The following is a 14,731-nucleotide window of genomic DNA, read 5'->3' on the forward strand; positions in this document are numbered from 1 at the left end:
CTATGCCTACGGGCTTGTTGAATGCAAGGTAGATTGGTTTTTCTGTCTTTTCACGAATCAGTTTTCCGTCTATTCGCACTTCGTCATCGGGACCAACTTTGGTTCCTAATTCTGGTACGACTCCGTTGATGGTTACGCGGCCTTCTTCTATGAATTTATCAGCTTCTCTGCGTGAGCAATATCCTGTTTCTCCAATGAATTTATTTAGGCGTTTTAGATTTTCTTCCATACTGCAAAAGTAATGTTTTTTTAGATTCTAAGATTGTGAGATCTTAAGAAGCTAAGATTTTGTATTTAATGTCAGCTGAAAAAGAACTAATTTTTCCTCTTTAGCCCCGACAGGAATGGCATCCTTTTTTCTATTTTTTAATAGAAAAAAGATATAATAGATGGCGGGAAACCATGCCTGTAAAGTGGCCTATTGTTTGGCTCCAAATAGGTAATGGGATATTTCTTGGTATAAGTTGTCGTCATGCATAGAATGACCAAGATTTGTAGTGGTTATGAATCGACTGTTTTTCCAATTATTGGCAATTTTTTGTCCTTCTTCAAATGCTACTACGGTGTCATTGGTGTCGTGTGCAATGATTCCTTCTATTTTTATTTGTTTTGCCAATGCGGCTACTGAAAAATTATCCAGTTTGAAATTGAAATTTTTTAAATATTGTTTTTCTAAAAGAGGATGCATTTTTGGGTTTAAACTCAACAGTTGTATGTAGTTGTCGAGAAGGGTTTTTAAATCGGAGGGGGCACCAAGAATAATCATTTTTTGAATGCTTGTCTCTGGGTGTAAATATTGGTGGTAGAGGCAAGCCGAACCGCCAATGGAATGTCCAATGATGATATTTGGCTCAAATTTTTTTACGACTTTGTTGATGAATTCGGCATAACGAGGCACATTGAATTCTTTGCCGCTGCTTTGTCCGTGGGCTGGCGCGTCTAAGGCTATGATGGTACTCCCAGATTTTTGAAGATAGGGTAGGGTTTTTTCCCAACGGGCAGAATTACTTTCCCATCCGTGAACTAATAGTATTTTGGTATTGTTTCCTTTCCAAGTATAGGTCTGGAAGTAGTCTTCGTTGTGTTGAAATGTTTCTTTATGAGTGTTTTGTAGAACTTTAGGGAGGTTTTCTTTTGTAATTCTCCCAATCCGAGGTTGACTGAAAAAAGCATAAGATAAATGTAGAGCTTTTTTTGGTTGGACAATGTGCAGAAAATTAATGTATTGACCAACTGATTTGATTATTATCGAACGGATGTTTTTTTTAAAATTCAAAATATAAAGGATAAAAAAAAGCCCCGATTTTCGAGGCTTAATTGTTTTTTAGAACGTTGAAAATAAATTTTGCATTTTTTCTCTTTCTTCTTCAGCCAGAACGGTGTCGACCAATATTCTTCCGGAGTGTTCATCAATTAGAATTTTCTTTCTGGAAGCAATTTCTACTTGTGTTTGTGGAGGGATTGTAAAGAATGACCCCGCCGACGCACCTCTTTCGATAGAAACAACTGCCAGTCCGTTGCGGACACTGCTTCTGATTCTTTTGTAGGCAACTAATAAACGCTCTTCGATTAATGCTTCAAATTCAGCAGATTTCTCAGTTAAGAAGATTTCTTCTTTTTGAGTTTCAGCCATAATAGCATCTAATTCTGATTTTTTATGCTTTAAGTGAGCCATTTTGGCGTCTAACTTTTCTTTTGAAGAAGCAATCAATTCTTTTTTATGCTCAATAGAAGCTTTCATTTCTTTGATTTGCTTTTCAGCCAATTGAATTTCTAATTCTTGAAACTCAATTTCTTTAGTCAAAGAGTTGAATTCGCGATTGTTACGAACGCTTTCTTGTTGTTTAGTGTATTTTTTGACAGCTTCTTTATGCTCGTCAATTGCATTCTTTTTTTCTTTGATAAGGTTTTCGATAACTTCGAGTTCACTTTTCAATTTCTCTGAACGAGTGCTTAAACCAGCAACTTCATCTTCTAAATCTTCCACTTCCAAAGGTAGTTCACCTCTCACGTTTCTGATTTCGTCAATTCTAGAGTCAATAAGTTGTAAATCGTATATTGCTCTTAACTTGTCCTCAACACTTAATTCTTTCGTATTCGCCATATTCTATAAGTACTTAACTGGATTTGTATTTTCTTCCGATAAAATGATTGCAAAATTAGGGATTTTTTTTCTAAGATAATCAACAATATACTCTTTTGTATAACGTTCGCTTTCAAAATGTCCAATATCTGCTAATAAAAGCTGATTTTCGGCCTCATAATATTGATGATATTTCAAGTCAGATGTTAAAAAGACATCAGCACCAGCCTGAATTGCATTTGGAATAGCAAAACTACCTGATCCTCCCAAAACAGCTACTGTTTTTATTTTTTTCCCTGTAAAGGCTGAGTGACGAATTCCATCCGCTTTCATTTTGTCTTTTGCATAAAGCAAGAATTCTTTTTCGTCCATTGGTTCTTCTAATTCTCCGATCATTCCCAAACCAATATGATTAAAAGTGTTTTTCATATTGTAGATTTCGGTAGCTACTTCTTCGTAAATATGATTTTCACGAAGTGCTTTAATGATTCCGGCCTCTAAATGTTTATCATAAACCACTTCAATTTTGACTTCTGTTCCTCTGGACAAAACGCCTCTTTCACCAATTGTTGGTTCGCTTTTTTCGTTTCCTTGGTAGGTAAAAGTTCCTTCGGAGTTAAAACTACATTTGTCATAATTCCCAATACTTCCGGCTCCTGCATTAAACAAAGCATTTCGAACTTTTTCAGCATTATCTCGAATTGTATAAGTAACCAATTTGCGGATGTGATTTTGTTTTGGAATCAAAATTTTGGTATTGATAAGTCCCAAAGTGTCACAGAAAATTTTATTTACTCCTTCAGGATGATTGTCAAGTGCGGTATGTACAGCATAAATGGCAATGTCATTTTTTATAGCTTTTAGAAGAGCGCGTTCAACATAATTTTTTCCTGTTATTTTTTTGATTGCAGAAAATATAATTGGATGAAAGCAAACCACTAAATTGCATTTTTTTGCAATAGCTTCGTCAATCACGTTTTCTAAAGCATCGTGGCAAACTAAAATTCCCGAGGCTTCATTATTTTCGTCTCCAATTATTAATCCTACATTATCAAAGTCTTCCGCATGTGCCAGCGGAGCCATTTTTTCAAGAACAGAAAGAATTTCTTTTATTGTACTCATCTTTTTAATCTTTTTTTCGAGGTATTTTATTAATCTGTATTTTATAAAATTAGCAAAACAAATTAGTGTTACTGATTTGGATTGTTAGCTTTAAGATGTTTTCAAAATTTTCGCCCAAAGATAAAATATTATATTTTCGTAATAAGATTTTATATTGAAAAATTATTATTCCATTAATTATTTTGTACGACTTTTTTATTATGAATTAATTGGGATCAAAAACATCTAAAACAGTTTTAATTGTCTGGAATTATTACTTTACAAAACGGGTTAATGATCTAAAAAGTGTGATGAAATTTGAGTTTTTATTTCATTGAATATTTTTTAGATTTTGGATTACTTTCGCAAATGTTTTACTTTCGTAAAATGAATTTACTTCGAAAAATACTATTTCCCTTTGCTATTTTATATGGCTTTATAACAAGTATTCGGAATTTTCTTTTTGACAAAGGAATTTTAAAATCATATTCATTTGATTTGCCAATTATTGCAGTTGGAAATTTGAGTGTTGGAGGAACTGGCAAAACTCCGCAAATCGAATATTTGATTCGGTTACTTTCTGATAAATACAAGGTTGCGACCCTGAGTCGGGGATATAAAAGACAATCTGAAGGATTTATTTTGGCAAATGAAAATTCAGATGCATTAGAATTAGGAGATGAACCTTTTCAGTTTTATCAAAAATTCAAAAATATTCTGGTTGCCGTTGATGCCAACAGAAAAAATGGTATCGAACAATTACTCTCCAATTCAAATAAGCCAGAAGTCATTTTATTGGATGATGCTTTCCAACACCGAAAAGTCAAAGCAGGGTTTTATATCATGCTCACTTCATATGGGGATTTGTATATAAATGACTTTATGTTGCCTACAGGGAATCTACGTGAAAGTAGAAGTGGAGCGCAAAGAGCAGATATTGTTATTGTTACAAAATGTCCAGCTAACTTATCGTTGGATGATCAAATAGCTATTAAAGAAACGCTAAATCTTTCTTCAAATCAAAGTTTGTTCTTTACCTTTATTGAGTATGACCAAATGATTTATTCTGATAAAAAAAAGATAAACGTTGAAGAAGTCAAAACGATGAATAAATTGCTGTTGGCTGGAATTGCAAAGCCTGAGTCTTTTTTTGCTCATTTAAAAAATGAAAATGATGAATGCCTGACTTTTCCGGATCATCATAACTTTAGCGAAAGCGAGTTAATAGAAATTAAACAAAAAGCAACTAATAAAATTATTGTAACAACAGAGAAAGATTATGTTCGATTGAAAGGAAGTATTTTAAGTGAAGAGCTTTATTTTCTACCCATAAAGAGTTCATTCCTCTCTGCTGAAGATAGTTTTAATAAAAATATTTTAAATTATGTGGGACAAAGTTCAAGAAACAGTTAGTTATATTAAAGAAAAAATAAATTTCGATCCAGAATATGGTATTATTTTAGGTTCAGGTTTAGGTGGATTTACAGAAGAAATCGCAATTGATTATATATTGCCATATAATGAAATTCCAAATTTTCCCGTATCTACTGTACAAGGTCATAATGGAGTATTGGTTTTTGGTAAAGTAGGGGATAAGAAGGTTATTGCTATGCAAGGCCGTTTTCATTATTATGAAGGATATTCGATGAAAGAAGTGACTTTTCCTGTTCGTGTAATGAAGTATTTAGGAGTTGAAAAATTAATAGTTTCAAATGCTTCGGGAGGGGTAAATTCGAATTTTAGAGTAGGTTCCATTATGATCATTAAAGATCATATTAATTTTATGCCGGAACATCCTTTAAGAGGGAAAAATGACGAACGATTTGGACCAAGATTCGTTAATATGAGTCAGCCATATTCTGTTGATTTGATTGAAAAAGCAAAAAATATAGCTCAGGATTTAAATATAGAAATTCACGAAGGAATTTATCTTGGACTTCAAGGGCCAACTTTTGAAACATTAGCCGAATATAAAATGGTCAAAATTTTAGGAGCTGATTGCGTTGGAATGTCGACTGTTCCTGAAGTTATTGTAGCCCGACATATGGAATTGGAAACATTTGGAGTTTCTGTCATTACGGATATGGGTGATGAGGAAAGCATCCTTAGTATTTCACATGATGAAGTTTTGGAAGCTGCTAAATCTGCTGAACCAAATGTGCGAGCACTGATTAGAGAATTGATTAAACGAAATTAAGAATTAAGAATTGCTGAAATTTTGAGCAATTGTGGTATAAAAATCTTCGGGAATAAAAGGTTTTGTAATAACATCAGTCATACCATAAGAAATTAGCATTTCTCTATTTTCATTTAACGAAATAGCAGTAAGCGCAATAATAGGTGTTTTAGTGTCAAATTCTCTAATTTGTTGAGTAGCAATAGTCCCGTTTATTCCTAAAAGATGTACATCCATTAAAACCAAATCGTAAGTGCTATTCTTTAAAATTTGAATAGCTTCTTCGCCATTGTCCAAAATGGTGCATTTCATTTCTTTTCTTGAAAGCATTTTTTGCGTAATCATTTGGTTGATTTTGTTGTCCTCAACCAATAATATTTTTTTGTTTTTGAATATTTCTGAATTGTAATTTTTAATTTTAGTCTTTACTTGAACTGGTTTTGTGTCTTCTTTGAAATTGAGTTCAAACGAAAAAGTAGAACCTTCGCCAACTGTACTTTTGAGGCGTATTTGTCCTCCCAAAATTTTCACTAGTTTTTTGACAATGGTAAGCCCTAATCCTGTACCTCCAAATTTCCTATTGATTTCGACAGAACCTTGTGAAAAACTTTTGAATACGGTTTTTAATTTATCTTCCGGAATTCCAATTCCCGTATCAATAATTTGAAAATAAATTGTTGCATTATCATTTGTATAACATCTTAAACGAGCAATAACACTTACTGTACCATTGTGGGTAAATTTTAAGGCATTATTAATCAAATTCATGAAAATTTGCGACAATTTGGTTGGATCGCCAATTAAATTATCAGGAATTGCAGAGTCAATTTTAAGTAGAAATTGGTTGTTGTTTACCGTTGCGATTTCCTTAAGAGAATTCTGAATGTCTATTAATAATTGTTTAAGGTTAAAACTAATATATTCAATTTCCAATTTATTAGATTCAATTTTGTTTATTTCTAATATGTCATTAATGAAGTTGGTTAAATAATTACCCGAAAATTGCAATGAAGTTAGATAGTGCATTTGAGTTTTTTTCGGATTTTCTTGCAAAAGTAGATGAGTGATACCGTTAATTGCGTTTAGTGGCGTTCTAAGTTCATGACTTACAGTCGATAAAAACTCCGATCTGGCTCTTGATGCTTCTTCGGCTTTGTTTTTGGCAACAATCAATTCATTGTTTTTTTCTTTTAATAATGAATTGCTTTGGTTTCGTATAATATTGTTTTTGTACAATGACAAACTGAGCAGTGAAAGAATTGAAATTATAGCAATAGCAAGTATACTGATGAGTTTAGAGAATTTGTCATCTTTTTGCTTTTGTTCATTTTGTTTGTCTCTCAACAATTGTTCCTGGATACGCTGGGTTTCTTTAAAAGCTTCATAATCATTAATGCCTAGCTTTTCATCATTGGCCAGTGTAATACTTTCTTTTAAATTTAAATGTTTTTTTAAGTATGTATAAGCAGCGGTCTTGTTTAACAATTTATCATAGGCATTGCTAATCGCTAATAAAATATTTGATTTTTGATTAAGGTCTCTGTTTTTTCTGTTTAATTCTAATGCTCTGTTGAAGTAATTTAAAGCTAAATTATAACGTTTGTTTTCAATTTCAATGGATCCAATCTGGTATAATGCTTCTGCTTTGGTATTTGCTGAGACTTTGTTTTGAGATTTTGCAGCGATAGAGCTAAAGTATTCAGTTGCTAAAGTGTGGTTGCCTTTTTTTCGTGCAATTATTCCTTTTTGCAGCTTAATTAAATCGGCATTATCTTTTACTTTTAATTGTTTTTGGATTTCTTCAGCTTTAAGTATGAAGTTTTCTGCAAGTTCATATCTCTTTTTTTCTATATAAATTAATCCAATATAATAATAAGCTTCGGAAACTTTGTAATTTGGTTTTTTTGAAATGCTATTTAATATCGTGATGCTTTTGCTAAAAATTTCTAAAGCATCATTATAATGTTTTAGATCGTAATATATTTCGGCTAAACGAAAAGTTTGGTTAGCTTCACCATAAATCTGATTGTTTTTTTTGCAATAATTGATTGCTTTTTGGGTGTAGAGTAAAACATTTTTATAATTATTTTCTTTTTCGTTCTCTGTCGCTAGTTTCGAATAATAAACAGCACTATCTGTCACTCTTGTTTGAGGATAGACTATTGTTTGAATGAAAAAAAATAATAATAAGAAGTATTTCATGTTATTTTATTTATTCATGCGTATTATAAATATAGTAACTGTGAATAATTATTAATGTTTACTTCGCTTGTATTTATTTTTTATTTGAGTTTAACAATAAAATCAAGTCAATAATTCTGGACGAATATCCAATTTCATTATCATACCAACCAACCACTTTAACCATTTTGTCGATAACCGAGGTAAGTTGAGAATCAAATATACATGAATTTTTATTTCCAATTACATCTACTGATACAATTGGGTCTTCTGTATATTCCAAAATGCCTTTTAAATTGGTTTTTGAGGCTTGTTTGAAAGCATTATTTATTTCTTCAATAGTAACACTTTTTTTAACGTTAAATGTAATATCGGTCAAAGAACCATCGGGCACAGGAACACGAATTCCGCAACCTCCCATTTTACCATCTAGTGATCTAAAGATTTTGGTTAACGCCTTTGCAGCTCCAGTCGTTGTAGGAACTATCGATTGACTTGCTCCTCTGGCTCTGCGTAAATCTTTATGTGGCTGATCATGTAAACTTTGATCTGTAGTAAAGGAGTGAATTGTTGTGATATAAGCTTGCTCGATACCGCAAAGTTCTTCAATAACTTTGATCATTGGTGCAGCGTTGTTTGTTGTACAACTTGCATTGGATATAATAGTTTCAGTTCCGTCAAGAATGGATTCGTTAACGCCTAATACTACTGTTTTTATACTGTCAACTTCAGCTGGAGCAGAAAGAATAACTCTTTTGGCTCCGGCTAAAATATGTGCATTTATTTCATCAAAAGTTTTATATTTTCCGGTAGATTCAATAACAAAATCGACATCAATACTTTGCCAATCAAGATCTGAGATATTTTTTTTGTGGAAAAATAAAAAATGTTTGCCGTCAACCTGAATTCCTTTTTCATCATGGCTTACCTCAAAAGGTAAAACTCCGTGAATACTATCGTATTTTGTTAAATGGGACATGGTTTTTTTATCGGCAATGTCATTGATGGCAACTACTTCGATGGTTGGGTGGTTTAATAATAGACGAAATAAATTTCTACCGATTCTTCCAAAACCATTAATCGCGATTCTTGTTTTCAAGATGTTTTATTTCAAGTTTAAATAGTTCAAGTTAAGTGAATGTTGAATACCAATTACTGAACGATGAATACTAATTTACAATATATGTTTTTGTGCTTTATAAGATGATCGTACCAAAGGACCGCTTTCTACATGACGGAAACCAAGTTCTAATCCGTATTTTTCATATCTCTCAAATTGTTCAGGAGTTATGAATTCTTTTACAGGCAAGTGTTTTTTGGTTGGTTGTAAATATTGACCAATTGTAACAATATCAACATTAGCAGCTTTCAGATCTCGCATAGTTTGAAAAACTTCTTCTTCTTCTTCGCCAAGTCCCAACATAATACCCGACTTGGTTCTGTTGATGCCTTTCTCTTTCAGATATCTTAAAACTTCAAGACTTCGATCATATTTGGCTTGTATACGAACCTCGCGAGTCAATCTTCGAACGGTTTCAACGTTATGAGAAACAACTTCAGGATTGGCTTCAACGATACGATCGATATTTCTTTCGATACCTTGAAAATCTGGAATTAATGTTTCCAAAGTAGTGTTTGGGTTCATTCTGCGGATGGCTTTTACAGTTTCAGTCCAAATAATTGAGCCTCCATCTTTCAAATCATCTCTGTCAACGCTTGTGATTACAGCATGTTTGATATTCATTATTTTTATAGAGCGAGCTACTTTTTCTGGCTCGTCCCAATCTACAGTTTCGGGTCTTCCAGTTTTTACACCGCAAAAACCACAAGAACGGGTACAAACATTTCCAAGAATCATAAAGGTAGCAGTTCCTTCGCCCCAACATTCACCCATATTTGGGCAACTTCCTGACGTACAAATGGTATTCAAACTATATTTATCAACTAAACCTCTAAGTTCTGTATATTTTTGTCCTATTGGTAGTTTTACTTTTAACCACTTTGGTTTTGCTACGTTTGATTCGGCTCCACCTTGTGTTCCAATAGGTAATGTATTGTCTAAAACAGTTTCCATATTTCAATTTTCAGACTGCAAAGATAAGGAATGTAGTTTTAGAATTTGAGTTACATATTTGTGAATTTAACAAAATTCTTATTTAACTTAGTCTAAATTTTAATTATTCATCACTTCAGTCATTAATTCCTTTTTGCAATGCAGAATTTAAACAAGAGATTTAGTGTATTGGTGTTAAAATTAGGATTTTTAAGTGAAGAGAATCTAGCAATTTTTAAACTTATAGTATCTTTGTACTTTAAAATTAAATACAATAAAATTAGGGGGAATTATGAATAAAAAATTATTTTTATTAGGTGTGTCGACTGTTTTGTTTGGGGTTTCTACAACACAGGCGCAAATTAATTTTGGGGAAAAAGCATTAGGTGCAGTGCAAAAAGGAATTACTGGATTTACTTTTACTGATGCTGATGCTGCGGCTTTGTCCAAACCAGCCGTCGACAAAATGGATGCTGAAAATACGGTGGCTCCAGATACAAATCCTTACGCGATTCGTTTGGCTCGTGTTTTTGGAAAACATACAAAAGGAGACTTTTACACCTTAAATTACAAAGTGTATCTTACCAAAGATATTAATGCTTTTGCAACTGCCGATGGTAGTGTACGTGTATTCTCGGGTTTAATGGATGTAATGGATGATAATCAATTGATAGCTGTAATAGGTCATGAAATTGGTCATGTTAATAATCACGATTCTAGAGATGCAATGAAAGCTTTGTATCAAAAAGAGGCTTTGATTGATGCTGCTTCGTCTCAGTCTGTGAAAATATCTGCAATTACCGATAGTCAATTGGCTAAAATTGGTAGTGCTATGATTGATAGTAAATACAGCCGTAAACAAGAATCTGAAGCAGATTTGTTTGCTTATGATTTTATGAAAAAAAATGGATATGATGTGAATGCTGAAGAATCTGCTTTTAGAATATTGGAAAAAATGAGTGAAGGAACTCAAAGTTCATTTATTGATAAAATGATGAGTTCTCACCCAGATTCTAAACTAAGAGCTGATAATGCTAAAGCAAGAGCTGAAAAAGATGGGTTGTACAAACCATATGTGCAAAAACCAATCGTTAATACACTTCCAAAGGCTACAACAGTTAAGAAAACAACGACAACTAAGAAAAAAACAACAACTACTAAAAAGTAAATTTTTAAAGTAGTTTAATAAAAAGAGAAAGCTGAATCGTAAAATTCAGCTTTCTCTTTTTATGTTTAGATATTAATTGGATTGAATTGTAATCGGTAAATTATAGGATGTTCTTACCGGTTTTCCGTCCATTATTCCCGGACTCCATTTGGTTTTTAAGGATTTTAAAACGCGAATAGCTTCAGCGCCTAAGCCGTAGCCAGGATCTTTCAAAACTTTTATGTCTGTCATGCTTCCGTCTTTTTCGACAACAAAAGAAACACTCACACGGATTAAGCTTTCGCTGTCTAATTCTGGTTTTTCAAAGTTGTTGCCAACATATGTATAGAACTTTTTAATTCCTCCTGGAAACTCAGGCTTTTTGTCTAAAGCTCCACTTGGAATTATAGCGTTCTCAGAAATGCTTGGAGTGTTTGTGGTTGTTCCAGAAGTTGCTACTGTTCCAGTGCCTAAATCAGAGCCCTCGGTACCGGTCACGTTTGTGGTAGGATTATTTTTGAGTTCATCGTTGGTGGCAATGGTTTCCTGAGTTGCAGCAGTTGCATGAAAGATTTCTGGATTTATAAGTTGTTTGTTTGTGTTAATGGTTTCTTTGACTGGTTTCTCAATTTCGGGTATAACCGCTTCTTGAGGTTTAGTTTGGTCTGGCACAATCGGATCCATATTGACCAAAACTATATGTGGTATCTCTGGCAGTACCGATGGAATTTTATGTTCGGGATTTAAATAATTATAAACCATGGGGATACTTATGGCAGCTGTCAAAAGTGATATTCCCGCAAAAAGTGCAAAAAAGGATGTCTTAGTGTTTTCCTGACGTAAATGATACGCTCCGTATTCTTTGTTTCTGTTTTCGAATACAAGATCAATCCAGTTGGTTTCGAAGATGTTTAATTTAGACATAATTTATTGGATTTAATGGTTAAAGTATAGATTAAATCATAGGCCAATGTTATTTAAACTTCTAAAGTAAATATAAGAAAAATTAGTATATAACTAATAAAAACAACTTAATTATTTTGTTAAATATTTGTAGATATTTAATAATTTATTGATTAGTATTGTTTAAGTGTTTGAAAATTAAGAAAATTATCTATTATTATTTATTATAAATATTTTAAAAAAACAATAAAAAAGAGCTTTGAATTGTGCTTTGTTGAAGTTTAAGATTAATGTATTTTGAAACAGAAAAGCCCGCAAGAGGGATAGGAATAAGCTACCGAAGTAGCATGGATAGCCCGACCGCATTTAGGAAAGGGGCGAATAAATGCATGCTAAATTAAGCCCCTTTTCTAAATGTGGTCTTGCCCAAAATATAATCGATAATTGATATTATCTTCTATTTTGAATAATTTCTGAAAGTAATTTTTTGGCACGGAGCAATTTGATTTTTACATTGCTCAACGGTTCGCCAATTTTGTTGGCAATTTCCTGGTAACTCATTTCCTGGAAATAACGCAATTGTATTACTTCCTGATAATGCGGTTTCAGTTCTTTGATGAATTGTAGTAGTTGAGAAAGATTTTGCTCGGTAATCAAAACATCTTCTGCCGATGGAGTAGTATCGGCAATGTTATAGGCAGTTTGGTCTTGTTCGTCGGTAATTTCGATAAACAAGCTCGATTTTTTTTTGCGAATTAAATCAATATGCACATTTTTTGCAATTGAAATTAACCAGGTGTTGAATTGATATTCGGAGTTGTAAGTAGCTATTTTGTCAAAAGCTTTGGAGAAAGTTTCGATTGTAATGTCTTCGGCTGTGGTTTCATTTTCGGTGCGTTTTAGCATAAAACCATAAACTTCATTCCAGTAGTAATCCAACAGAAAAGTAAAGGCAACTTGATTACCTTTTTTGGCTTTCTCTATTTGTTTGCTTATTTCCAATGTGCAGGTTTTGAGAAAATGTTGGTTACAAAGACATTAATTTGAGTGAATATAAGAATAATTTCTATAATAGGATACCAATACATTACATCTTTCTCTTTTAATTTTCCTGCAGCAAAGCCAATAACGAGCCAGGTAACTAAATATCTAAAGCCAATAAGACTTAATACTAATATCCATTGGAACTGAAAAATTAACAAAGCTATTGGTAATAGCAAGAATAATAGTTGTGAACTAAAGAATAATCCAAGTTGTGCTTTGTCAAATGATTTATAGTATTTGGCAGTAGCAACATGTCTTCTTTTTTGAATAAACCAATCTTTGTACGATTTCTTTGGTTCTGATGCTGTAAAGCTTTCTGGTGAATAACTAATCGTGGTATTATTGGAATCTGAGGCTTGATTGATAAACAAATCATCGTCTCCGGAACGAACCTGAATATGATCTATAAATCCGTTTACTTTAAAGAATTCATCACTTTTGTAAGCTAAATTACGGCCAACACCCATATAAGGTTTGCCTATTTTTGCCCATGAAAAATATTGAAGAGCAGTAAGTAAAGTTTCAAAACGGATTATTTTATTCAAAAACGAGTTGGCAATTTTTTCATAACTACCGTAGCCTAAAACTATTGTTTTTTCTTTGGTAAATTGTGCGCTCATTGCTGTTATCCAATCTTTAGAAGTCGGGTAGCAATCTGCATCTGTAAATAAAAGATATCCTTTTTTTGCGGCTTTAATTCCTAGTGTTAAAGCATATTTTTTATTTCCCCAAAAGGCTTCATTGTTTTTTACTTTAACCAAACGGATATTTGGATATTTTTTTTCAAATTCTTCAAAAACTTCCAAAGTGTTATCTCTGGAAGCATCGTCAATTAAGACGATTTCGAAATCAGGATAATTTTGCTCCGCCAATAACGGAACATATTTGATGACATTTTCTTCTTCGTTTTTGGCACAAACGATAACAGAAATTGGAATGTTTTTAGGGTTGATTTCCTGTGCTTTTGCAAAAGAAAATTTAGCAAAAACGATGAGATAATAAAAAAGTTGAATAACAACTATAGCAATAAAAAAGTATAAAATAATTGTAAGCATTTTTTATTTTTTGGCTTTTAAAAACGATTGCAAAGGTAATTAGCAATTATGGATTATCAATATAGAATTAGTAATTACTTTAAATTTTTAGCCATTTCTTTTGCTATGGCCAATGCTTGCGGTTTTTTCATTTTTGAAGTTCTTGTCTTTGATATCTTTTGAATCCTTTTTTATAAATTTTGATTTAAAAATTTTCCAAAACAAATAGCTTCGGGTCTATCTACGTATTTACCATAGTTGGCAATGGTTTTGTAATTAGATTTTAAATAAAATCGTTTTGCTTCTTCATTTTGAATTCTGGTTTCTAAAACCAGTTCCTCATAACCAACTTCTCTCCCTTTGTTTTCCAAATAAGATAAAATAGTTTGTCCGATTTTCTTTCCTGGATATTTGGAAAACATTCGTTTTACTTCTCCAACTTTTTCTGTTATTGGTCTTATTGCTCCACAACCAACTATTTTATTATCAATTTCTGCAATAACAAATATGTATTTGGGATTATTTTGCTTCCAATCATTAAATGAATTCCTCCCGTCACTACCGAAACGGCGATAAAGATTAGCTGATAACTCCTCTATAATTACAATTACATTTTCGTCATCTGGATTTGCTATTTTTATCGAGAGTGTTTGAATCATAAAATTTGGAATGTGTTTCCCTAAATTACATTTACTTCGGCTTCGATGTGAATCCCGAATTTATCAAAAACAGTGCTTTGAACGGTCTTGGAAACATTCAGGATTTCTTGTCCAGTCGCACCTCCATAATTGACAAGAACCAATGCTTGATTTTTATGAATTCCGGCATCGCCAAAGCGTTTTCCTTTTAGGCCGGCATGTTCTATTAGCCATCCAGCCGGGACTTTTACTTCGGTTTCTGAAATATCAAAGTATCTCATTTCAGGGAATTTTTGATGGATTTTCTCGAAATCTGATTTTAACAGAATTGGGTTTTTGAAAAAGCTACCGCTATTTCCTAATTCGGCAGG

At 32.6% G+C, this 14,731-nt stretch carries 14 protein-coding genes and 1 pseudogene; 3 read left to right on the plus strand and 12 right to left on the minus strand.

The genetic code is table 11. The features are described from left to right. The 4 genes from VLC96_RS13450 to VLC96_RS13465 form a co-directional block, all read right to left on the minus strand. Positions 1 to 229: S4 domain-containing protein (locus tag VLC96_RS13450; protein ID WP_325263687.1), on the minus strand; the 229-nt coding region annotated here is incomplete at its 3' end. A 189-nt stretch (positions 230 to 418) separates the two neighbouring features. Next, positions 419 to 1,276, minus strand: a complete 858-nt coding sequence (locus tag VLC96_RS13455; RefSeq protein WP_325263689.1) for an alpha/beta fold hydrolase — start codon at positions 1,274 to 1,276, stop codon at positions 419 to 421. Between the two features lie 48 nt (positions 1,277 to 1,324). Continuing rightward, positions 1,325 to 2,104 carry a zinc ribbon domain-containing protein gene (locus tag VLC96_RS13460; RefSeq protein ID WP_325263691.1) on the minus strand — a complete coding sequence of 260 codons (780 nt, stop codon included), beginning with the start codon at positions 2,102 to 2,104 and terminating at the stop codon, positions 1,325 to 1,327. A gap of 3 nt (positions 2,105 to 2,107) precedes the next feature. Then, entirely contained in the window at positions 2,108 to 3,205 is a 1,098-nt protein-coding gene (locus VLC96_RS13465) for a Nif3-like dinuclear metal center hexameric protein (protein WP_325263692.1), read from the minus strand. A gap of 366 nt (positions 3,206 to 3,571) precedes the next feature. Here VLC96_RS13465 and lpxK point away from each other — a divergent pair, with 366 nt between their 5' ends. Together lpxK and VLC96_RS13475 are read left to right on the plus strand one after the other, a co-directional pair. Next, a complete protein-coding gene (gene lpxK / locus VLC96_RS13470) occupies positions 3,572 to 4,597 on the plus strand; it encodes a tetraacyldisaccharide 4'-kinase (RefSeq protein WP_325263694.1) in 1,026 nt (341 codons plus the stop codon). Then, complete coding sequence (locus tag VLC96_RS13475) at positions 4,569 to 5,381, plus strand: purine-nucleoside phosphorylase (protein WP_325263696.1); 813 nt, start codon at positions 4,569 to 4,571, stop codon at positions 5,379 to 5,381. The genes lpxK and VLC96_RS13475 overlap by 29 nt, the downstream gene beginning before the upstream one ends. A 3-nt stretch (positions 5,382 to 5,384) precedes the next feature. On the opposite strand, the gene VLC96_RS13480 is transcribed toward VLC96_RS13475, so the two are convergent. From VLC96_RS13480 to lipA, 3 genes are all read right to left on the minus strand, one after another. Further along, complete coding sequence (locus tag VLC96_RS13480) at positions 5,385 to 7,562, minus strand: tetratricopeptide repeat-containing hybrid sensor histidine kinase/response regulator (protein ID WP_325263698.1); 2,178 nt, start codon at positions 7,560 to 7,562, stop codon at positions 5,385 to 5,387. Positions 7,563 to 7,635: 73 nt separating this feature from the next. After that, complete coding sequence (gene gap / locus VLC96_RS13485) at positions 7,636 to 8,640, minus strand: type I glyceraldehyde-3-phosphate dehydrogenase (protein ID WP_325263700.1); 1,005 nt, start codon at positions 8,638 to 8,640, stop codon at positions 7,636 to 7,638. A gap of 75 nt (positions 8,641 to 8,715) precedes the next feature. After that, positions 8,716 to 9,615, minus strand: a complete 900-nt coding sequence (gene lipA, locus VLC96_RS13490; protein WP_325263702.1) for a lipoyl synthase — start codon at positions 9,613 to 9,615, stop codon at positions 8,716 to 8,718. A gap of 271 nt (positions 9,616 to 9,886) precedes the next feature. On the opposite strand from lipA, the gene VLC96_RS13495 reads away from it, so the two are divergent. Continuing rightward, positions 9,887 to 10,762, plus strand: coding sequence for a M48 family metalloprotease (locus tag VLC96_RS13495; RefSeq protein ID WP_325263703.1), 876 nt, complete (start codon positions 9,887 to 9,889; stop codon positions 10,760 to 10,762). A gap of 72 nt (positions 10,763 to 10,834) precedes the next feature. Here the strand turns inward: VLC96_RS13495 and VLC96_RS13500 are convergent, their stop codons facing one another. The 5 genes and pseudogenes from VLC96_RS13500 to VLC96_RS13520 form a co-directional block, all read right to left on the minus strand. Beyond that, positions 10,835 to 11,665, minus strand: coding sequence for an energy transducer TonB (locus VLC96_RS13500; RefSeq protein WP_325263704.1), 831 nt, complete (start codon positions 11,663 to 11,665; stop codon positions 10,835 to 10,837). Between the two features lie 429 nt (positions 11,666 to 12,094). Continuing rightward, complete coding sequence (locus tag VLC96_RS13505) at positions 12,095 to 12,646, minus strand: RNA polymerase sigma factor (protein ID WP_325263705.1); 552 nt, start codon at positions 12,644 to 12,646, stop codon at positions 12,095 to 12,097. Beyond that, positions 12,637 to 13,743 carry a glycosyltransferase gene (locus VLC96_RS13510; RefSeq protein WP_325263706.1) on the minus strand — a complete coding sequence of 369 codons (1,107 nt, stop codon included), beginning with the start codon at positions 13,741 to 13,743 and terminating at the stop codon, positions 12,637 to 12,639. Before VLC96_RS13510 ends, VLC96_RS13505 begins: the two co-directional genes overlap by 10 nt. 170 nt (positions 13,744 to 13,913) lie before the next feature. Continuing rightward, a complete protein-coding gene (locus VLC96_RS13515; protein ID WP_325263707.1) occupies positions 13,914 to 14,381 on the minus strand; it encodes a GNAT family N-acetyltransferase in 468 nt (155 codons plus the stop codon). Positions 14,382 to 14,401: 20 nt separating this feature from the next. Continuing rightward, positions 14,402 to 14,731, minus strand: a pseudogene (locus tag VLC96_RS13520) (UDP-N-acetylmuramate dehydrogenase); the annotation flags it as partial.

It is taken from the genome of Flavobacterium sp., from assembly GCF_035456085.1.
GTDB lineage: Bacteria > Bacteroidota > Bacteroidia > Flavobacteriales > Flavobacteriaceae > Flavobacterium.